The sequence below is a fragment of the Chromobacterium sp. INPA-IVC genome (assembly GCF_059047085.1).
In genome coordinates this window covers 278,933-297,495 of sequence record NZ_JBTNLS010000003.1, presented here as the reverse complement: position 1 = coordinate 297,495, position 18,563 = coordinate 278,933, and the positions used below count along the sequence as shown (strand labels likewise).

Annotated in this window: 17 protein-coding genes; 2 read left to right on the top strand and 15 right to left on the bottom strand. The window is 66.8% G+C overall.

Annotated elements, in window-relative coordinates; translation table 11 throughout:
- Positions 1 to 144: 144 nt before the first annotated feature.
- The 10 genes from ACX17K_RS06810 to ACX17K_RS06765 form a co-directional block, all read right to left on the bottom strand.
- Positions 145 to 2,106: an acetoacetate--CoA ligase gene (locus ACX17K_RS06810; RefSeq protein ID WP_493774226.1), complete on the bottom strand. Its 1,962-nt coding sequence runs from the start codon at positions 2,104 to 2,106 to the stop codon at positions 145 to 147.
- A gap of 64 nt (positions 2,107 to 2,170) precedes the next feature.
- Entirely contained in the window at positions 2,171 to 3,064 is an 894-nt protein-coding gene (locus ACX17K_RS06805; RefSeq protein WP_493774225.1) for a hydroxymethylglutaryl-CoA lyase, read from the bottom strand.
- 9 nt (positions 3,065 to 3,073) lie between these two features.
- Complete coding sequence (locus ACX17K_RS06800) at positions 3,074 to 3,583, bottom strand: GyrI-like domain-containing protein (RefSeq protein ID WP_493774224.1); 510 nt, start codon at positions 3,581 to 3,583, stop codon at positions 3,074 to 3,076.
- A 10-nt stretch (positions 3,584 to 3,593) separates the two neighbouring features.
- Positions 3,594 to 4,076: a tetratricopeptide repeat protein gene (locus ACX17K_RS06795; protein WP_493774223.1), complete on the bottom strand. Its 483-nt coding sequence runs from the start codon at positions 4,074 to 4,076 to the stop codon at positions 3,594 to 3,596.
- A gap of 34 nt (positions 4,077 to 4,110) precedes the next feature.
- The gene (locus tag ACX17K_RS06790) at positions 4,111 to 6,066 is read right to left on the bottom strand and encodes an acetyl/propionyl/methylcrotonyl-CoA carboxylase subunit alpha (RefSeq protein WP_493774222.1); all 1,956 of its coding nucleotides are present in this window, start codon (positions 6,064 to 6,066) and stop codon (positions 4,111 to 4,113) included.
- A complete protein-coding gene (locus ACX17K_RS06785; protein WP_493774221.1) occupies positions 6,056 to 6,187 on the bottom strand; it encodes a hypothetical protein in 132 nt (43 codons plus the stop codon). Before ACX17K_RS06785 ends, ACX17K_RS06790 begins: the two co-directional genes overlap by 11 nt.
- A gap of 77 nt (positions 6,188 to 6,264) precedes the next feature.
- The gene (locus ACX17K_RS06780; protein WP_493774220.1) at positions 6,265 to 7,053 is read right to left on the bottom strand and encodes an enoyl-CoA hydratase/isomerase family protein; all 789 of its coding nucleotides are present in this window, start codon (positions 7,051 to 7,053) and stop codon (positions 6,265 to 6,267) included.
- Between the two features lie 10 nt (positions 7,054 to 7,063).
- The gene (locus tag ACX17K_RS06775) at positions 7,064 to 8,662 is read right to left on the bottom strand and encodes a carboxyl transferase domain-containing protein (protein WP_493774219.1); all 1,599 of its coding nucleotides are present in this window, start codon (positions 8,660 to 8,662) and stop codon (positions 7,064 to 7,066) included.
- A 13-nt stretch (positions 8,663 to 8,675) separates the two neighbouring features.
- Complete coding sequence (locus ACX17K_RS06770; protein ID WP_493774218.1) at positions 8,676 to 9,020, bottom strand: nuclear transport factor 2 family protein; 345 nt, start codon at positions 9,018 to 9,020, stop codon at positions 8,676 to 8,678.
- 103 nt (positions 9,021 to 9,123) lie between these two features.
- A complete protein-coding gene (locus ACX17K_RS06765) occupies positions 9,124 to 10,293 on the bottom strand; it encodes an isovaleryl-CoA dehydrogenase (RefSeq protein ID WP_493774217.1) in 1,170 nt (389 codons plus the stop codon).
- Positions 10,294 to 10,505: 212 nt separating this feature from the next.
- On the opposite strand from ACX17K_RS06765, the gene ACX17K_RS06760 reads away from it, so the two are divergent.
- Positions 10,506 to 10,952 carry a YaiI/YqxD family protein gene (locus tag ACX17K_RS06760; protein WP_493774216.1) on the top strand — a complete coding sequence of 149 codons (447 nt, stop codon included), beginning with the start codon at positions 10,506 to 10,508 and terminating at the stop codon, positions 10,950 to 10,952.
- A 201-nt stretch (positions 10,953 to 11,153) separates the two neighbouring features.
- Here ACX17K_RS06760 and ACX17K_RS06755 read toward each other — a convergent pair whose 3' ends face one another.
- The 4 genes from ACX17K_RS06755 to ACX17K_RS06740 form a co-directional block, all read right to left on the bottom strand.
- Positions 11,154 to 12,377, bottom strand: a complete 1,224-nt coding sequence (locus ACX17K_RS06755) for an L-lactate MFS transporter (protein WP_493774215.1) — start codon at positions 12,375 to 12,377, stop codon at positions 11,154 to 11,156.
- 106 nt (positions 12,378 to 12,483) lie between these two features.
- Positions 12,484 to 13,227, bottom strand: coding sequence for a LytR/AlgR family response regulator transcription factor (locus ACX17K_RS06750; RefSeq protein WP_493774214.1), 744 nt, complete (start codon positions 13,225 to 13,227; stop codon positions 12,484 to 12,486).
- The gene (locus tag ACX17K_RS06745) at positions 13,221 to 14,894 is read right to left on the bottom strand and encodes a LytS/YhcK type 5TM receptor domain-containing protein (RefSeq protein ID WP_493774213.1); all 1,674 of its coding nucleotides are present in this window, start codon (positions 14,892 to 14,894) and stop codon (positions 13,221 to 13,223) included. The genes ACX17K_RS06750 and ACX17K_RS06745 overlap by 7 nt, the downstream gene beginning before the upstream one ends.
- A 147-nt stretch (positions 14,895 to 15,041) precedes the next feature.
- Complete coding sequence (locus ACX17K_RS06740; protein WP_493774212.1) at positions 15,042 to 15,566, bottom strand: carboxymuconolactone decarboxylase family protein; 525 nt, start codon at positions 15,564 to 15,566, stop codon at positions 15,042 to 15,044.
- A gap of 117 nt (positions 15,567 to 15,683) precedes the next feature.
- On the opposite strand from ACX17K_RS06740, the gene ACX17K_RS06735 reads away from it, so the two are divergent.
- Positions 15,684 to 16,583: a LysR family transcriptional regulator gene (locus ACX17K_RS06735; RefSeq protein WP_347751094.1), complete on the top strand. Its 900-nt coding sequence runs from the start codon at positions 15,684 to 15,686 to the stop codon at positions 16,581 to 16,583.
- Here ACX17K_RS06735 and ACX17K_RS06730 read toward each other — a convergent pair.
- Positions 16,573 to 18,561: a 2Fe-2S iron-sulfur cluster-binding protein gene (locus ACX17K_RS06730; RefSeq protein ID WP_493774211.1), complete on the bottom strand. Its 1,989-nt coding sequence runs from the start codon at positions 18,559 to 18,561 to the stop codon at positions 16,573 to 16,575. The genes ACX17K_RS06735 and ACX17K_RS06730 overlap by 11 nt on opposite strands.
- Positions 18,562 to 18,563 lie beyond the last annotated feature (2 nt).

Below are 18,563 nucleotides of genomic sequence, written 5' to 3'. Positions count from 1 at the left end.
TATTGCTCCCGCCTGGCGAATTTGGCGGATTTTGGAATGAAACGGTCGCGTTGAAGCGGTTTTGGCCGGGCCGTTGCCGATGGCTCGGCCAAAACAAAAACGAGGGCAGTGGCCCTCGTTTGCTGAATCGCGCGCGGCGGCAGTTTATTCGCCCAGTTCGCTCAGGTTTTCGAACAGCTTCAGCGCTTCCGGATTGGCCAGCGCGCTGACATTGCTGACCGGACGGCCGTGGATCACGTTCTTCACCGCCAGCTCGACAATCTTGCCGCTGACGGTGCGGGGGATGTCGGCGACAGCGACAATGCGGGCAGGCACGTGGCGCGGGCTGGCGCCGTTCTTGATCTGCGCCTTGATGCGGGCGGTCAGGTCTTCGTCCAGCGCCACGCCTTCGCGCAGCTTGACGAACAGCACCACGCGCTCGTCGTCCTGCCAGGCCTGGCCGACGGCCAGGCTTTCCAGCACTTCCGGGAACGCTTCCACCTGCCGGTAGATTTCGGCGGTGCCGATGCGCACGCCGCCGGGGTTGAGCACCGCGTCGGAGCGGCCGTAGATGATCACGCCGTCGTGCTGGGTGACTTCGGCATAGTCGCCGTGGCACCAGATATTGGGGAAGCGGCCGAAGTAGGCCTGGCGGTATTTCTCGCCGTCCGGATCGTTCCAGAAGCCTATCGGCATCGAAGGGAACGGCTTCAGGCAGACCAGCTCGCCTTTTTCGCGGTACAGCGGGCGGCCCAGCTCGTCGTAGATGTCCACCGCCATGCCCAGGCCGCGGCATTGCAGCTCGCCGCGGTAGACCGGCAGCGTCGGCGCGCCCAGCGCGAAGCAGGAGACGATGTCGGTGCCGCCGGAGATGGAGGCCAGGTTGAGGTCGGACTTGATGTTCTCGTACACCCAGTCGTAGCTTTCCGCCACCAGCGGCGAGCCGGTGGAGAACAGGCTGCGCAGCTTGGGCAGCTGCCAGTCGCGGGCGGGGACGAGAGGCGTCTTCTTCAGGCTGTCGATGTACTTGGCGGAGGTGCCGAAGTGGGTGAAGCCGTGTTCGGCGGCGTAGTCCCACAGCGCGCGGCCGTCATCGGCGAACGGCGAGCCGTCGTACAGCATCAGCGCCGCGCCGGAGGCGAGCCCGCTCACCAGCCAGTTCCACATCATCCAGCCGCAGGTGGTGAAGTAGAACAGGTGATCGCCCTGATGGACGTCGGCGTGCAACTGGTGTTCCTTCAGGTGCTGCAGCAGCGTGCCGCCAGCGCCGTGGACGATGCACTTGGGCTTGCCGGTGGTGCCGCTGGAATACAGGATGTACAGCGGATGGTTGAACGGCAGGCGGAGGTATTCCACCGGGCGGGCGTCGAAGCCGGCCAGGAAGGCGTCCAGCGTCTGCGCGCGCGGCACGGCGGCGGCGAAGTCCGCGCCGTCGCCCAGGTAGGGCACCACCACGAAGCGCTCCACGCTGGGCAGCTTCTCCGCCAGATGGATCATCTTGGCGCGGATGTCCACCGCCTTGCCGTTGTACCAGTAGCCGTCCGGGCAGAACAGGATTTTGGGCTCGGTCTGGCCGAAGCGGTCCAGCGCGCCGTCGGTGCCGAAGTCTGGCGAGCCGCTGGTCCACACCGCGCCCAGGCTGCTGGCGGCCAGCATCGCCGCCAGCGCGGCCGGCATATTGGGCATGAAGCCGGCGACGCGGTCGCCCGGCTGGATGCCGGCCGCGCGCATCGCCTGCTGCAGGCGGGAGACCTGTTGGTTCAGCTCGCGCCAGGACAGCTTCTGCTCGATCTTGTCCTCGCCGCGGAACACCACGGCCAGCGTGTCGTCGTCGCGGCGCAACAGGTTTTCCGCGAAGTTGAGCCGGGATTCGGGAAAGAAGCGGGCGGCCAGCATGTCGTCGCCGTTTTCCAGCGCGACCGCGCCCTTGTCGCCGATCACGCCGCAGTAATCCCAGATCAGCGACCAGAAGCGGCCCGGGTCTTCCACGCTGGCGCGCCACAGGCGGTGGTAGTCGGGCAGCTCCTTGCCCCAGACGGTTTCGGCCAGGCGGGCGAAAGCGGTGAGATGGCAGCCGGACAGCCGCTCGGCGGAGGGCGTCCAGATCGGGGTAACGCGTGCTTGCATGGTTTCTCCTGTGGCGGCCCGCCTGTTTGTTTTGCTTTGGGGGAGCGGACCTGCCGGTATGGTTTCAGCCCTGGCGGCCGAGCGCGTGCGCCAGCTTGGAGGCGGGGGGCTTGCCCAGCGCGTCGGCGATGAACCAGGCGACATCCACCAGTTTAGTGAGATCGATGCCAGTGTGGTAGCCCTCGCCCGCAAGCAGATAGGCCACGTCTTCTGTGGCGACGTTGCCGGACGCGCCGCGGGCGTACGGGCAGCCGCCCAATCCCGCCACCGAGGCGTCGAACACGCGCAGGCCGATGTCCAGCGCGGCGCGGATGTTGGCGACGGCCATGCCGTAAGTGTCGTGGAAATGGCCGGCCAGCTGTTTGGCGGGCACAACATCAAGCACCGCGTCCAGCATCTCGCGCACCGATGCCGGGGTGCCTACGCCTATGGTGTCGCCCAGCGAGATCTCGTAGCAGCCCAGGTCGGCCAGCGCGCGGGACACCTCGGCCACTTTTTGCGGCGCGATCCGTCCCTCGTACGGGCAGCCGACCACGCAGGACACATAGCCGCGCACCCTGACGCCGGCGTCCAGCGCGCGGCGGGCCACGCTTTCGAAACGCTGCAGGCTTTCGGCGATGCTGGCGTTGATGTTCTTCTGGCTGAAGCTTTCGCTGGCGGCGCCGAAGACGGCGATTTCGCGCGCGCCGGCAGCCAGCGCCGCGTCCAGTCCCTTGTCGTTGGGCACCAGCACCGGATAGGCGATGGGGCCGGACGCGTCCAGCGCGGCCAGCACCTCGGCGCTGCCGGCCATCTGCGGCACCCACTTGGGCGAGACGAAGGCACCGGCTTCGATCGCGGACAGGCCGGTTTCGGCCAGGCGGCGGATCAGCTCCAGCTTGATCTCGGCGCTCAGCGGCTGTTTTTCGTTTTGCAGCCCGTCGCGCGGGCCCACTTCCACTATCTTGACGCTTTGCATGGCTTTCCTTCAGCGCTTGGGCTGGACGGGGATGTAAATGTCCATCTGCAGGCTGTCCTGGCCGGGCGCGCTGCGGCCGTCGTAGCGCTCGAAAGATTCGCCTGGCGCATGTTCCCACTTGGAGGACGCAGGCAGCCAATGTTGGTAGATGTGCTGCCAGGTTGCGACGATGGCGTCGCCGAAACTGGCCGGGTCGGCCGCCGGCGGCGTGGTGAATACCGCGTACTTGGCCGGCGGGACGCTTCGGCGCTCGCTGTCCGCGGGCGCCGAGCCGTCCGCCGGACATTCCATCGCGATCAGATAGCGGAAGCGGCCGGTTTGCGGATTGAAGTCGCAGGTGACGCCGTATTCCGGCGCGTCGGGTTTGCCCAGCGCGTCCAGCAGCGGCTGGCGCAGCCGTTCGGCGTAATCGTTCCAGAAGGCGGGAATCTGGCACAGGTTGTCGCCGTTCTCCAACTGGGTGGGGATGCCGTAGCCGGCCAGCGACAGGCCGGGATGGTTGATGATGACGGGGTCCATGTCGGTCTCGTTACCAGGTGCGGTCAAGGTCTGCCGCGTAGAAGCGGATGGCGCGGCGGTAGGCGCGGATGCCGTGGTCGGCGCTGCCGTCGGCCAGCAGCGCCAGCAGGCTTTGCGTGGCCTCCTTGTGCTGGCCGCGGTTGTACAGCGCCATCGCCAGGAAGGCGCGCAGCGCGTGGTGTTCGGGAAACAGCCGCAGTCCCTCGCGCAAGGCGGTTTCCGCTTGGTCGAAACGGCCCAGCGCGCGATGGCTGCTGCCCAGGCCCAGCCAGGCCTCGGCCGCGGTTTCGCCGCTCAGCCCCAGCTCCAGCGCCTGCTGGTAATGGGGAATGGCTTCCGCTTCCAGGCCCAGGCTGTCATGGATACAGGCGGCGAGGTAATGCAAGTCGGCATGCTGGGGCTGGTGCCGCAGCAGTTCCAGCGCCTGGCGGCGCGCGGCTTCGTGTTCGCCGCGCTGGCGCAGTTGCTGGATGTTTTCCAAGGCGATGTGCATGTCCTTGCCTTTTGCGGTTGTTGAAATGACCATGTCATTCTGCGGCAAAGTCTACCAGCTCGTCACCATCGTTGACCTGCTCGCCGGCGGCGAAGTAGAAATCCTGCACTACGCCGTCGCCGGGCGCGGTGATGGTGTGCTCCATCTTCATTGCTTCCAGAATCAGCAGCGGGGAGCCCTTGGCCACCTTCTTGCCGATCTCGGCCAACAACGCCACCACGCGGCCCGGCATCGGCGCTTTCAGATGGGTCTCGCCGTGCACGCCCAGCTCGGCGTAAGCATAGGGGTCGATGAAGTCAACGCCCAGCCGCTCGCCATTGTCGAACAGCGCGCGCTGCGCGCCGTGGCGGACGACGACGGCCTTGATCTTGACGCCGTCGAGCACGGCCTCCAGCTGATTGCCGGAGAGGCTGGCGCGGGCGGCGAAGCTTTCCGCGCCGACGCGCACCGCGAAGCCGCCATCCTGATGGCGCAACTCCACGCTGTGGCTTTCTTCGCCATGCAGGAAGGAGAAGCGGCGGCTCAGTTGCCCGTTCAGCCGCCAGCCGGCGGGAGCCGGGTAGGGCGCTTGATGCGCCAAGGCCTCGGCCAGTGCGAGCAAGGCCAGTTGTCTGGCGGTGGGCGCGGCGGGTTCTGGCAGCAATTCATCGTGATGGCGGGCGATCAGGCCGGTGTCGACCTGGCCGCTGGAGAAGCTGGGATGGTTCACGATGCGGCGCAGGAAAGACACATTGCTGGACAGGCCGACTATCCGGTACTGCGCCAGCGCGGCGTCCATCTGTCTGAGCGCCGCCTCGCGGGTCTCGCCCCAGACGATCAGCTTGGCGATCATCGGGTCGTAGAACGGCGAGATGGCGTCGCCCTGCTCGACGCCGGTGTCGATGCGTACGTCGGCCGACTCCTCCGGCGTCGCCAGGTGGACCAGCGTGCCGGTGGAGGGCAGGAAGCCCTTGTCCGGGTCTTCGGCGTAGATGCGCGCCTCGATCGCGTGGCCGCGGATGGCGAGCTGTTCTTGCTTGAGCGGCAGTGCGCCGCCGGCGGCCACCGCCAGCTGCCAGGCCACCAGGTCCTGGCCGGTGATCATCTCGGTCACCGGGTGTTCCACTTGCAGCCGGGTGTTCATCTCCATGAAGTAGAACCGGCCCGAGTCGACATCCATGATGAACTCCACGGTGCCGGCGCCGACATAGCCCACCGCGAGCGCGGCGGCCACCGCCGCCTGGCCCATCGCTTCGCGGGTGGCTTGGGGCAGGTGGGGAGCCGGCGCTTCTTCCAATACTTTTTGGTGGCGGCGCTGCACCGAGCAGTCGCGCTCGAACAGGTAGACGCAGCCGCCCAGCTTGTCGGCGAAGACCTGAATTTCCACGTGGCGGGGCTTGGTCAGGTATTTTTCGACCAATACCTTGTCGTCGCCGAAGCTGGCGCGCGCCTCGCGCTGGCAGGAGGCGAGAGCGGCGGCGAAGTCGCCGGCCTGCTCGACAATGCGCATGCCCTTGCCGCCGCCGCCGCTGCTGGCCTTGATCAGCACCGGGTAGCCGATGGCGTCGGCCTGCTTTTGCAGCAGCGCCGGGTCTTGATCATCGCCGTGGTAGCCGGGAACCAGCGGCACGCCGGCTTTCTCCATCAGCGCCTTGGCGGCGGATTTGCTGCCCATCGCGGCGATGGCCGAAGTCGGCGGGCCGATGAAGGCGATGCCGGCGGCCTCGCAGGCGGCGGCGAAGTCCTCGTTTTCGGACAGGAAGCCGTAACCAGGGTGCACCGCCTGGGCGCCGCTCTGCCTGGCGATGGCCAGGATCAAATCGGCGCGCAGATAGGATTCGGCGGCCGGCGCCGGGCCGAGGCGGTAGGCCTCGTCGGCCAGCTTGACGAAGCGGGCGTCGGCGTCGGCATCGGAGTAGACCGCGACAGTGGCGATGCCCAGGGCGCGGGCGGTCTTGATGACGCGGCAGGCGATTTCGCCGCGGTTGGCGATCAGGATTTTATTGAACATGGCGGTCTCCCGCGGCGAAACCGCCCCGGCGCTTGCGCGCCGGCAGGCGATTTTGCTTCGCAGCTGCGCAGCCTTGCGGCTGCTGGTCGCCGCGGTTGGCGATCAGTATCTTATTGAACATGGCAATCTTTCATGGTCTGCCAGTTGGGCGTTGTCTTGTTACGGATGACCGAGCGGTGAAACTGACGCCTGTCCATCTCATTCCTGCCACTTCGGCGCGCGTTTTTCGAAGAACGAAGCTAGGCCCTCGCGGGCTTCGTCGCCGGCGCGGATGGAGGCGATGCGGCCGGCGGTGCGCTCCAGCAATTGGTCGTCCCACGGCGAGCCTTCGCGCAGCTCGGCCAGCAGCAGCTTGGCCTCGCGCAATGCGCCGGGCGCGCCCTTGGCCAGTTCTTCGGCGATTTCGGCCACCCGTTCGTCCAGCAGCTCCTCGCTGACCAGCTCGTGGATCAGGCCCAGCTTCAACGCGGTGCCGGCGGTGATCCGCTCGGCCGATAGGAAATAGCGCCGCGCCTGGCGCGGGCCGATGGCGTCGGCGACGTAGGGGCCGATGGTGGCCGGGATCAGGCCCAGCCGCACCTCGGTCAGCGCGAATTTGGCGGCGTCGGTGGCGATGGCGATGTCGCAAACGGCGGCCAAACCGGTGCCGCCGGCCATCGCCGCGCCGTGGATGCGGGCGATCACCGGCTTGGCGCTGCGGTAGACGCCCTTCAGCATGGCCGCCAGCTTTTGCGCGTCGGCCAGGTTTTCGGCTTCGCTGTAGCCGGCGGCGCGGCGCATCCAGTCCAGGTCTGCGCCGGCGCAGAAGCTCTTGCCGCGGCCGGCCAGCACGATGACGCGCACGTCCTGCTTGCGGTTCAGCTGGCGCATCGCCTCGGTCAGCTCGGCGATCAGCACCTCATTCAGTGCATTGTGCAGCTCCGGCCGGTTCAGCCAGATGGTGGCCACCTTGTCCTGTTGCTCGATTTGCAGCGTGGTGTAGCTCATCATCCGCTCCTTACATCCGGAACACGCCGAAGCGCGTGGCTTCGACCGGGGCCGACAGTGCGGCGTCCAGCGCCAGCGCCAGCGCGTCGCGGGTCTGGGCCGGGTCGATCACGCCGTCGTCCCACAGGCGGGCGCTGGCGTAGTAGGGGTGGCCCTGTTCCTCGTATTGCTGGCGCACCGGGGCTTTCAGCGCCTCTTCCTGCTCAGGGGTGAAGGCGTCGCCGAGTTGCTCCTTCTTCACCTGGGCGAGCACGCCGGCGGCCTGCTCGCCGCCCATCACCGAGATGCGGCTGTTGGGCCACATCCACAAAAAGCGCGGCGAATAGGCGCGGCCGCACATGCCGTAGTTGCCGGCGCCGAAGCTGCCGCCGATCAGCACGGTGAACTTGGGCACCTTGGCGCAGGCCACCGCCGTCACCAGCTTGGCGCCGTCCTTGGCGATGCCGCCGTTTTCGTATTTCTTGCCCACCATGAAGCCGGTGATGTTCTGCAGGAAGATCAGCGGAATGCCGCGTTGGCAGCACAGCTCGACGAAGTGCGCGCCTTTCAGCGCCGATTCGCTGAACAGGATGCCGTTGTTGGCCAGGATGCCGACGCGGTAGCCGTTGAGGCGGGCGAAGCCGGTCACCAAAGTCGTCCCGTAGTTCTGCTTGAACTCGTCGAAGTCCGAGTCATCCACCAGCCGGGCGATGATCTCGCGCACGTCGAACGGTTTTTTCGGATCGGCCGGGATCACGCCGTAGATTTCCTCCGCGGCGTAGCGCGGCGGCTTGGGCTCGGCGCGGTCGAGTTCGCCCTGTTTTTTCCAGTTCAGGTCCGACACGATGCGGCGGGCGATGGACAGCGCGTGGGCATCGTTCTGGGCCAGGTGGTCGGCGACGCCGGAGATTTTTGTGTGTACATCGCCGCCGCCCAGTTCCTCGGCGCTGACCACCTCGCCGGTGGCCGCTTTCACCAAGGGCGGGCCGCCGAGGAAGATGGTGCCCTGTTCCTTGACGATGACGGTCTCGTCGCTCATCGCCGGCACATAGGCGCCGCCGGCGGTGCAGCTGCCCATCACCACGGCGATCTGCGGGATGCCGGAGGCGGACAGATTGGCCTGGTTGTAGAAGATGCGGCCGAAGTGCTCCTTGTCCGGGAACACCTCGTCCTGCAGCGGCAGGAAGGCGCCGCCGGAGTCCACCAGGTAGACGCAGGGCAGGTGGTTGTCGCGGGCGATTTCCTGCGCGCGCAGGTGCTTCTTCACCGTCATCGGGTAATAGGTGCCGCCCTTGACGGTGGCGTCGTTGGCGATGATCAGGCAGTCGACGCCGGAAATGCGGCCGATGCCGGCTATCATGCCCGCGCCGGGGGCGTCGTCGCCATACATGCCGTAGGCGGCCAGCTGGGACAGCTCCAGGAACGGCGCGCCGGCGTCCAGCAGCAGGTCGATGCGATCGCGCGGCAGCAGCTTGCCGCGCGCGGTGTGCTTGTCGCGCGCCTTGTCGCCGCCGCCCAGCGCCGCCTTGGCGACTTTCTGTTTCAGATCGTCCACCAGCGCGCGCATCTTGTCGGCGTTGGCGACGAAGTCCGCGGCGCGCGGCGACAGCTTGGATTCGAGTATGGGCATGTGGTTTACCTTGTCATTCGGCGTCGACGAACCACACCGCGGCGATCAATCCATCGGCGTTGACGTCGTAGATGGCGACCGCGCGCAGGCGGTTCTCGCCGTCCAGCGTGACGTCTTCATGGTCGATGACGCGGTTGCCTTGCACGATGCGATGCAGCAGCGCGGCGTGCAGCTTGGGTAGGTTGAAGCGCTTGCTGGCGTAGTGGTCGGCCAGCGCGGCGCGGCCATTCAGGCTCAGCGTCATGGCCGGCAGGCGGTAAACCTTGACGTCCTCGGCGTAGCAGGCGGCGAACGCCTCAAGGTTGCGGGCGTTGTAGGCGTCCAGCTGAGCCTGGACGATGCGTTCGGCGGCGGTCATGTTCGAGTCTCCTGAGCGTTGCCGGAAAGTAGTGGGAGGCGGCAGGAGAAAAGGCCTGAGGCAAGGCTGCGCAACGCGGCATCAGGCATTTTATCCGCCGCGCTCAGCGGGTTTCGGTCATCAGTTCGCGGCCGATCAGCCATCGGCGAATCTCGCTGGTGCCGGCGCCGATTTCGTACAATTTGGCGTCGCGCAGCAGGCGACCGGTGGCGTATTCATTGATGTAGCCGTTGCCGCCCAGGCACTGGATGGCGTCCAGCGCCAGCTGGGTGGCGTTCTCGGCAGCGTACAGGATGGCGCCGGCGGCGTCCTTGCGGGTCTGGCGGCCGGTCTCGCCGCGGTCCAGAGCCTGGCCGACGGCGTAGACATAGGCGCGGCTGGCGGACAGCTTGACGTACATGTCGGCCAGCTTGCCCTGCATCAGCTGGAAGTCGCCGATGGCTTGGCCGAACTGGGTGCGGTCGTTGAGGTAGGGCACCACGATGTCCAGGCTGGCCTGCATGATGCCCAAGGGGCCGGCGGCCAGCACCGAGCGCTCGTAATCCAGGCCGCTCATCAGCACTTTCACGCCATTGCCTTCGCCGCCCAGCACGTTCTCATCCGGCACGAAACAGTTGTCGAAGAAGATCGGGTAGGTGTTGGAGCCGCGCATGCCCAGCTTGTCCAGCTTGCTGCCGTGGCTGAAGCCGCCAAAGCTCTTCTCGATGATGAAGGCGGTGATGCCCTTGGGGCCGGCGTTGACGTCGGTCTTGGCGTAGACCACCAGTGTGTCGGCGTCGCCGCCGTTGGTGATCCACATCTTGCTGCCGTTGAGCAGGTAGCCGCCGTCGGTCTTGTCGGCCTTCAGCTTCATGCTGACCACGTCGGAGCCGGCATTGGGCTCGGACATCGCCAGCGCGCCGACGTGCTCGCCGGAGATCAGCTTGGGCAGGTATTTCGCGCGCTGGGCGTCGTTGCCGTTCTTGTAGATCTGGTTGACGCACAGATTGGAGTGCGCGCCGTAAGACAGGCCCACCGAGGCGCTGGCGCGGCTGATTTCCTCCATCGCGATCATGTGGGCGAGGTAGCCCATGTCCACGCCGCCGTACTGTTCGCCGACGGTGATGCCGAGCAAGCCCAGCTCGCCGAACTTGCGCCACAGATCGGCCGGGAACAGATTGTCCTGGTCGATGGCGGCGGCGCGCGGGGCGATCTCGCGTTCGGCGAAGTCGCGCACCGATTCGCGCAGGAGGTCGTAAGTCTCGCCGAAGGCGAAGCGCAGGCTGCTGTACATGGGGTTCTCCTCGTTGGGCGTGCGGCGCGGTCTGGCGGCGCCTGATGAACACATCATCGCTTACGTTTACGTAAGCGTCAATATGGCGCGATGACAGCGAGCTGAGGGGATGGGCGCTTGTATTCGCAAACGGCGGCTGCCGCGACGCTCTGGATACGGTGGTCGGGATTGACGGGTATCATGGCGGCCTGTAGATAGCGAAAGAAGACGAGATGACGATCTGGGTAGATGCCGACGCCTGTCCCAAGGTGATACGGGAAGTGCTGTTCCGCGCGGCGCAGCGCACCGGCGTGGAGCTGGTGTTGGTCGCCAACCAGCTGCTGACGGTGCCCAAGGCGCCGAATATCCGCGCGTTGCAAGTGCCCAAGGGTTTCGACGTGGCCGACAACGAGATCGCCCGCCGCATCGAGTCTAATGACCTGTTGATCACCGGCGACATCCCGCTGGCGTCCGAGGTTTTGGCCAAGGGTGCTCAGGCGCTGAACTGGCGCGGAGAGGCGTTTTCCAAGGAGACCATCGCCGCGCAACTGACGATGCGCGACTTCATGGACACGCTGCGCGCCAGCGGCGTGCAGACCGAGGGGCCGCCGCCCTTGAGCCAGGCCGACCGGCAGGCGTTTGCCCGCCAGCTGGATATCTGGCTGGCCAAGAGGCGCTGACAAGAACCCTGATCCTGCGTTGCGCCTCCTGGTCGTACGATTTGTACTGACTGCGTCGGCGCGCCTTGGCTCAGGCTTTTGTCAGCGCCTCTAAGCGCAAAGTCCAAGAATGCGAAAAGCCCCCGTTTCGGGGGCTTTGTCGTTGTGGAGGCGCGTCGGCGTCGTAGCGCGGGTTGGGTCAGCCATGCCCGCGAATGATGCTCAGGCCTTGCCCAGATGCGGTTCGGCGTCGAATTCTTCCTTGTCGGCTTGGGCCGCGCCCGGCTGGCGTATCGTCAGCGAGAACAGCAGGGCGACGATCAGCAACGCCAGGATCAGGTGGAAGGTGGCGAGGAAGCCGCCGAACAGCGAGGCGACGATGGAGCCGACGATGCTGCCGATGCCGAAGCCCAGGTAGATCACGCCGTAGTTCTTGGTCAGGTTGTTCAGGCCGAAGAAATCGCTGACCAGCGACGGGTAGACGGTGATGGTGCCGCCGAAGCTGAAGGCGATGCAGGCGATGGCGGCGAAGAACAGGCTGGCGTTGAGCGGGGCGAACAGCAGGGTCAGCATGCCGGCCAGCGCGGCGATCTGGGCGATGGTGATGACGCGGATGCGCGGCATCTTGTCGGACAGCACGCCCAGAACCAGGCGGCCGGACAGGTTGGCCACCGCGATCACGGCCACCGCGTTGGCGGCGGTGGCGGCCGACAGGTGGACGAAGCTCTCGCCGATGTCCTTGGCCACGCCGATCACGTACAGGCCGCTCATGCACACGGTCAGGAACATCAGCGCCAGCATCCAGTATTGCGGCTGGCGCATCGCCTCGGCCAGCGTGAAGTCGCGGCTGCCGCCGGTTTGCGCGGCGGCGGGCTGCTGCGGTGCGTCAGTCATCAGCAGCGCGCCGGCCACCACCATGGCCATCGCGATCAGGCCCCACAGCTGGAAAGTGGCTTCCAGGCTGAAGTGCGACAGCAGCGCCAGGTTGATGAACTTGAAGCCCAGGCTGCCCAGGCCGTAAGCGCCGATGGCGCAGGCTGAGATCAACCCCTTGCGTTCCGGGAACCATTTCACGCAGTTGGACAGCGACATCAGATAGCCGGCGCCGTCGGCGAAGCCCACCAGCAGGCCGGCACACAGGTAGAGCATGATCAGGTTGCCGGCGTGCGAGGTCAGGTAGAAGCCCAGGCCCAGCATCAGGCCTGAAGCGATGGCCACCTTGCGCACGCCGAAGCGTTCCTGCAGCTTGCCGGCCATCGACGATGCCACCGCCAACGCCAGGCTCAACAGGCCGAAGGCGAAGGCCACCTGGCTGACCGGCTCGGAGAGCTTGTGCGACAGCTGGGCGTTGAACAGGCTCCAGGTATAGACGGAACCCAGCGCGAACTGGGTGAGGACGGTACCGGCCAGGGTACGGTAGCGGATGGCGTTGCTTGAGGCGTTCATGGCGCTGCTCGCTTAAAGTCATTACTGTTGGCATGACTATAAGCCCGCGCTTATAGAGATAGCGCAGCGCGGGAATGAAATGCAGACGGCGCGGAATGAACTGCAATCAAAGGTGCATCAACTGCCTGAACGCCTTGATGTTGCTGCGGCTGACCGGGATTTCTGCCTTGAGGTCGTACAGCTTGATGATATAGGTGCTGTTCTGCCAGGGCGCGATTTCGCGGATCTTGTGGATGTTGACGCAGAATGAGCGGTGGCAGCGGAAGAAGCTGTCGGCCGGCAGCCGCGACACGAACTCGCTGATGCTCATCGCCATCACGTAGCGATCGTGGGCGGTGTAGACCAGGGTGACCTTCTCGTCGGCCTCGACGTAGTAGATGTCGTCGCAGGGGGTGACGATGATGCTGTCGCCCTTGGCCAGGTTGACGGTGCGGCTGGCCGGGGCGGCGTCGGCGGCCGGGATGCTTGCCGCGATGGGCGGCGGGGCCGGTTCCAAGGCTTCCAGCTTGCGCAGCAGGCCGATGATGCGGGCCTCGTTGTAGGGCTTGAGGATGTAGTCGAAGGCTTCCACCTCGAAAGCATCCACCGCGAACTCCTTGTAGGCGGTTACGAAGACGATGCGCGGCGGCCGCGCGGTCTTGTGCAGGTTCTTGGCCAGCAGCAGGCCGTCTATCGACGGGATGTTGATGTCGAGGAACACCACGTCGACATCGCGCTCCTGCAGGAATTTGAACGCCTCCAGCCCATCCTCGACGCTGGCGGCGATCTCGATGGAGCTGTGCTCCTGGATCAGATAGGCCAGCTCTTCGCGCGCCAGGTATTCGTCTTCCACGATCAGCGCCTTCAGCATGCGGCGTCCTCCAGCGGCAGTTCGAAACTCACTTCGGTGCCGGGCTCCAGCCGGGCCAGCCGCAGGCCTTCGCCGTACAAGAGCTTGATGCGCTCGTTGACGTTGGACAGGCCTATGCTGCGGCTCTCCACCTTGCCCTCGGCGATGCCGTCCATCACTTCCTGGCTGATGCCGTAGCCGGTGTCGCGCACCGATACCCGGATGCGGTCGTCCAGCTTCTTCACCGCGATGCGCACCTCGCCCGGCTCCTTGCGCGGCTGGATGCCGTGCAGGATGGCGTTCTCCACCAAGGGCTGCAGCAGCAGGCTGGGCACGCGGGCGTGCACCTCGTCCACATCGAACACCACCGACAGCTTGCTGCCGAAGCGCGCCTGCTCGATGGCCACGTAGTCGCGCACCTGTTTCAGCTCCTCCTGGATGTCGATCAGCGTGTCGCCCAGCGACAGGTTGTAGCGCAGGTAGTCGGCCAGCTGGGCGATCAGCTGGCGCGCGTCGGCCGGCCGGATGCGGATCAGCGACGAGATCGCGTTCAGCGCGTTGAACAGGAAGTGCGGGTTGATCTTGCTCTGCAGCGCGGCGAACTCGGCCTTGCGCGCCATCTCCTGCAGCTGTTTGATCCGCGACGCCTCCATCTGGGTGGAGATCAGCTGCGACAGGCCGACGGCCAGTTCGCGCAAGGAACCGGTGATGCCGCCGCTCTTGCGGAAGAAGATTTTCAGCGTGCCGGTGACGCGGCCGTTTTCGCGCAGCGGGATGATGATCACCGAGTGGAAGTCCGCCACCCGGTATTGGCGCAGGTCGTTCTCGATGATGATCGCATCCTCGCGCACCGCGCGGCGGGTGATCTCGCCGATGGCGGAGTGGTCGGCCGGCTCGTAGTAGTCCTTGCCCAGGCCGACGTAGGCCTGCACGTCGCGGGTGTCGGTGATGGCCACCGCGTCGGCGCCGATATGGTTGCGTATCACCGTGCACACCTCGATCAGCGCGTCGCGGTCCACGTTCTGGAAATAAGGCAGGGTGCGGTTGGCGATGGTCAGCGCCAGCTTGGCCTGGCGCGCCGCCAGCAGCTCCTTCTCGTCGTCCAGGTCCTGCACCAGCTTGATGATCAGGCCGATGCAGACGGTGCCGGTGATCATCGGGTAGGCGATGTGGCCGACGATGGCCTGGCCGACCGCCGGCTCGGTGAGCCACAGGATCAGCGCCATGGTCAGGCTCTCGCAGGCGATGCCGGCGGCGATGCCGTATAGCCACAGCCGCTTGCGGCCGGCGCGGAAGTGGATGGCGGTGGCCAATAGGCCGGCGCAGATGCTGGAGATCAGGCAGGGCAGCGAGGTGTAGCCGTGGATGTCTATCAGGTAGCGGTGCAGGCCGGAGACGACGCCGGCGGGTATGCCCACCCAGGGGCCGAACAATATGCCGCCGGCCAGGATGGCGATGGTGCGGACGTTGACCAGCGAGCCGTCCACCGGAATGCCGGTATAGGTGCTGAACACGGCGAACAGGCAGAACAGCAGCGACACGCCGGCCAGCTCGGCCGGGCTGTGGGCCTGCTGGCGCAGCAAGTGCTGGAACGGCCGGACGCGGGTCAGGAAGAACAGCGCCATCAGCATCAGCGCGGCGCGCTCGAACACCGCGAGCAGCAGCATATTGGGATTGTTTTCTATCATCGGGGGCAAAGCCGCGGCGGCGGCCGCGGAAAACGGAATAGTTGACGCCATTTTAAGGCATGAGGACGGCTGGAGCAGCCTGGCGGCCAATAAAAGACCATGGGCATGGGAGGGCCGGAAGCCCGCAGGCTTCCGGCTGCGGCGGGCTTAGCCGCGAGACTGGACCAGCGGGAAGTCCACCGCGGTGGCGGCGGTGTTGTTGACGTAGTTGGTCAGGATGTTCAGCGCCACCGTCAGCACGATCTCCACCGTTTCCGCCTCGTCGAAGCCGGCGCCGCGCAGCGCGGCCAGCTCGGCGTCGGCCACGCGGCCGCGCCGCTCCGTCACATTCAGCGCGAAGCGCAGCGCGGCGTCCTGGCGGGCGTCGGCGCTGGCGAAATCGCGGGCGGCGGCGATTTCATCATCGCCAAGCTTGGCCACGTGTTTGGCCAGGTAGCTGTGGGCTGACAGGCAGTAGTCGCAGCCGTTGAACTCGGCCACCGCCAGCGCGATGCGTTCGCGCAGCGCGGCATCGAGCCTGCCTTTGGCCAACGCGCCGTTCAGCGACAGATAGCCTTCCAGCGCGGCGGGGCTGTGGGCCAGCAGCTTCATCAGATTGGGCACCATGCCCAGTTGTTGTTGCACGGCTGCCAACAGCGGCTGGCTGGCGGCGGGGATGGCGATGCGGCTCATGGCAAGTCTCCTGGGTGGGTGCGGAACGTTTCCGCGATGGGTGCACTTTGCCAAATTCTTTATTTTGGAAGAATATCTGTTTTATTTAATTGATTGTTCCGTTTTGAGGAATAGTAAGTGGACCGTTTCCATTTGATGGGCGTTTTCGTCGCCGTGGCGGAGGAAGAGGGTTTCGCCGGCGCGGCGCGCAGGCTCAAGCTGTCGCCGCCGGCGGTGACGCGAGCGGTGGCGGCGCTGGAGGAAAACCTGGGCGTGCGCCTGCTGAACCGCACCACGCGCTATGTCAGGGTGACCGAGGCCGGCGCGCGTTATCTGGACGACGCGCGCCGCATCCTGGCGGCGGTGGCCGAGGCGGAAGATGCGGCGGCGGGGGGCAACGCCGAGCCGCGCGGCCTGATCCGGCTGACCGCGCCGGTGCTGTTCGGCCGGCTGTACGTGATGCCGGCTGTGCTGGACTTTTTGCGTCAGCACCCGCTGGTGGAGGTGTCGGCGCAGCTGCGCGACAACGTGGTGAACCTGATGGAGGAAGGACTGGACGCGGCGGTGCGCATCGGCCCTTTGCCGGACTCCTCGCTGCGCGCGGTCCGGGTGGGCGAGGTGAGGCGGCTGGTGTGCGCGGCGCCGGACTATCTGGCGCGGCATGGCGCGCCGGCCGCGCCCGAGGATTTGCGGGAACATACGGTGATCGCGTCCACCGCCGCCTCGGCCTCGCTGGAGTGGAAGTTCGGCGCGGACGGCGAGCGGCGGGTGAGAGTGCGGCCGCGGCTGACGGTCAGCGGCAACGATGTGGCGATAGACGCGGCGCAGGGCGGCTTCGGCCTGATCCGGGTGATGTCCTACCAGGTGGCGGAGGCGCTGGCGGCGGGCAAGCTGGAGCGGGTGCTGACGTCTTACGAGAGCGCGCCGCTGCCGATACACATCGTCCATGCCGAAAGCCGCTACGGCTCGACGCGGATGCGCCGCTTCATCGATTTCCTGGCTGAGCGGCTGCGCGCCGACCCTCGGCTTACAGGTTGATTTCCAGCTTGTCCGCGCCGGCGGCGGGATAGGCGCAGCACAGCAGTATCTCGCCGGGCCGGGTTGAATAATCCGGCGGCTGCAGATAGGTGGCCTGGCCGGCAAGCAGCGCGGCGCGGCAACTGCCGCAAGTGCCGCCGCGGCAACTGAAGTCGGGGTTGAGACCGCAGGATTCGGCCAGTTCCAGCAGGCTCTGGCCGGGCTGCCATTCGGCATTGACGGCGGATGCGGAAAACCGGACCGGCACCGCGCCGTCGGCCAGCGGCGGCAGCGCTTGCGCGGCATGGCCGCTGCGCTGCAGCCCGGCAGGGCCGAAGGCTTCGGCGTGGATGCGATTGTCGTCGACGCCGGCGGCGGTCAACTGATCGTACAGCGCCTGCATGAAGCCGGCCGGGCCGCACAGGTAGAAATCGCCGGCCAGATCCGCGCCGGACTGCAGCAGCAGCTTGATGTCGACGCGGCCGGCATGCTGGTAATCCACGCCCGGCCGGCGGCCGGTTTCCGGTTGGCTGGCGGCCTTGACGATGCGCAGCCTGCCGGCGGCCTTGGCTTGAAGCGCTTCCAATTCCGCGTCGAACGCGCGCTCGGCGACCGTGCGGGTGGCGTAGACCAGCAGCGTCGGCGGCATCGCGGCGGGGTGGTCGGCCAACTGGTGCAGCATGGCCAGCAAAGGGGTGATGCCGATGCCGCCGGCCAGCATGGCGATCGGCCGGTCGGCATGCGCCAGCGTGAAATCGCCGCGCGGCGGCAGCGCCTCGACGATGTCGCCCGGCGCCAGCTGGTGCAGCCGGGCGGATGCCTTGCCCTGGCGCTTGACGCTGATGCGGTAGCCGCCGGTCCGCGACAGCGTGTAGTTGCGCAGGCGCACGCCGTCCACGCCGGCCACTTTCAGGCTCAGGTGCTGGCCGGGCAGAAACGCCGACGGCGGGGAGCCGTCGGCTGGGGCCAGGTAGATCGATCTGACCGAATCGCTTTCGTCCTCCACGCGGCTGACCCGGAGCGGCAGCCATTGCCGCTCCGGGGCCTGCTGCGGCCAGGAACCGGTGGCCAGCGCGAACGGCGAGTACTCGCGCAGCGTCCAGCGCAGGGCCAGCGCGTTGCGGCGGCGGACCACGCGCTCGACGCGGAAGGTCCACGCCCGCTCGGCGCCGGCCAATGGGGGCGGCTCGTCTTTGTCCGGAACCTCGGCCCGGCCGGCAAGCTGCAGCGTGTCGCCGCTGGAAAAGTCGACGAACAGCAGGCAGGCGCGCGGCTGCAGCAGCAGATTGCCCAGGGTGTTGAAGAAACCGTTGCCGGCGAAGTCGGGGATGGTCAGCGTGTCGCCTTCCACTTTGACGAAGCCGGGCTTGCCGCCGCGGTGCGACGCGTCGGCCTGCCAGCGGCCGTCTTCGCCGGCCCAGGCGCTGGCGATGAAGAAGGTGTCGGCGGACGAGATCGCGGCGCGCGCGTCGTCGTCCAGCTCGTGCATCCACTCCACCGAGCCCAGGATGCGCGGCCCCGGTTCGCGCGCGAATTCGAACTCGCGCAACTGGATGTATTTGGGGCAATTGCCGAAGGACTGGCCGACGGCGATGGTGAAGCCATCGTCGTCCAGCGCCGTCAGTTCGCCGTTCATCCGGTTGCGGCGGCGGGTGTGCAGCTCGATGCCGAGCAGGCCGACCGCCGCGCCGGGGCGCAGGCAGTCGCGCAGCGGATCGGCCGGGCTGGGTTGGGCGTTTATCCGCAAGCAGCGCGGATCGGGCGAGTCGGCGAAGCCGGGCCTGCCCTCGACGATGCCCGCCCACGGCCTGCCGGCCTCGTCGACGGCCGCCATCACCATGAAGGGCAGTTGGCGGAAGAAGTCGCGGTGCTGTTCCGGCATGTGGTCGCGGATCACCCGCTGACCGGTGGCGGCCATCCTGTCCTGGCTGCCGGCGCGGCGCTGCATTTCCAGTTCGCCGGGATGCCAGGGAGAGGGGGCGGGGCGGGTATCGGACATCC

Excerpts from the sequence above, each read along its gene's own strand:
- ACX17K_RS06765 (WP_493774217.1), bottom strand. The coding sequence starts at position 10,293 with ATGTACAGCAGCCTGCGCTTCGCCTTCGGCGAGACTTACGACCTCCTG.
- ACX17K_RS06730 (WP_493774211.1), bottom strand. The coding sequence starts at position 18,561 with ATGTCCGATACCCGCCCCGCCCCCTCTCCCTGGCATCCCGGCGAACTG.
- ACX17K_RS06750 (WP_493774214.1), bottom strand. The coding sequence starts at position 13,227 with ATGCTGAAGGCGCTGATCGTGGAAGACGAATACCTGGCGCGCGAAGAG.
- ACX17K_RS06755 (WP_493774215.1), bottom strand. The coding sequence starts at position 12,377 with ATGAACGCCTCAAGCAACGCCATCCGCTACCGTACCCTGGCCGGTACC.
- ACX17K_RS06790 (WP_493774222.1), bottom strand. The coding sequence starts at position 6,066 with ATGTTCAATAAAATCCTGATCGCCAACCGCGGCGAAATCGCCTGCCGC.
- ACX17K_RS06775 (WP_493774219.1), bottom strand. The coding sequence starts at position 8,662 with ATGCCCATACTCGAATCCAAGCTGTCGCCGCGCGCCGCGGACTTCGTC.
- ACX17K_RS06780 (WP_493774220.1), bottom strand. The coding sequence starts at position 7,053 with ATGAGCTACACCACGCTGCAAATCGAGCAACAGGACAAGGTGGCCACC.
- ACX17K_RS06770 (WP_493774218.1), bottom strand. The coding sequence starts at position 9,020 with ATGACCGCCGCCGAACGCATCGTCCAGGCTCAGCTGGACGCCTACAAC.
- ACX17K_RS06760 (WP_493774216.1), top strand. The coding sequence starts at position 10,506 with ATGACGATCTGGGTAGATGCCGACGCCTGTCCCAAGGTGATACGGGAA.
- ACX17K_RS06795 (WP_493774223.1), bottom strand. The coding sequence starts at position 4,076 with ATGCACATCGCCTTGGAAAACATCCAGCAACTGCGCCAGCGCGGCGAA.
- ACX17K_RS06740 (WP_493774212.1), bottom strand. The coding sequence starts at position 15,566 with ATGAGCCGCATCGCCATCCCCGCCGCCAGCCAGCCGCTGTTGGCAGCC.
- ACX17K_RS06810 (WP_493774226.1), bottom strand. The coding sequence starts at position 2,106 with ATGCAAGCACGCGTTACCCCGATCTGGACGCCCTCCGCCGAGCGGCTG.
- ACX17K_RS06785 (WP_493774221.1), bottom strand. The coding sequence starts at position 6,187 with ATGTTCAATAAGATACTGATCGCCAACCGCGGCGACCAGCAGCCGCAA.
- ACX17K_RS06805 (WP_493774225.1), bottom strand. The coding sequence starts at position 3,064 with ATGCAAAGCGTCAAGATAGTGGAAGTGGGCCCGCGCGACGGGCTGCAA.
- ACX17K_RS06745 (WP_493774213.1), bottom strand. The coding sequence starts at position 14,894 with ATGATAGAAAACAATCCCAATATGCTGCTGCTCGCGGTGTTCGAGCGC.
- ACX17K_RS06800 (WP_493774224.1), bottom strand. The coding sequence starts at position 3,583 with ATGGACCCCGTCATCATCAACCATCCCGGCCTGTCGCTGGCCGGCTAC.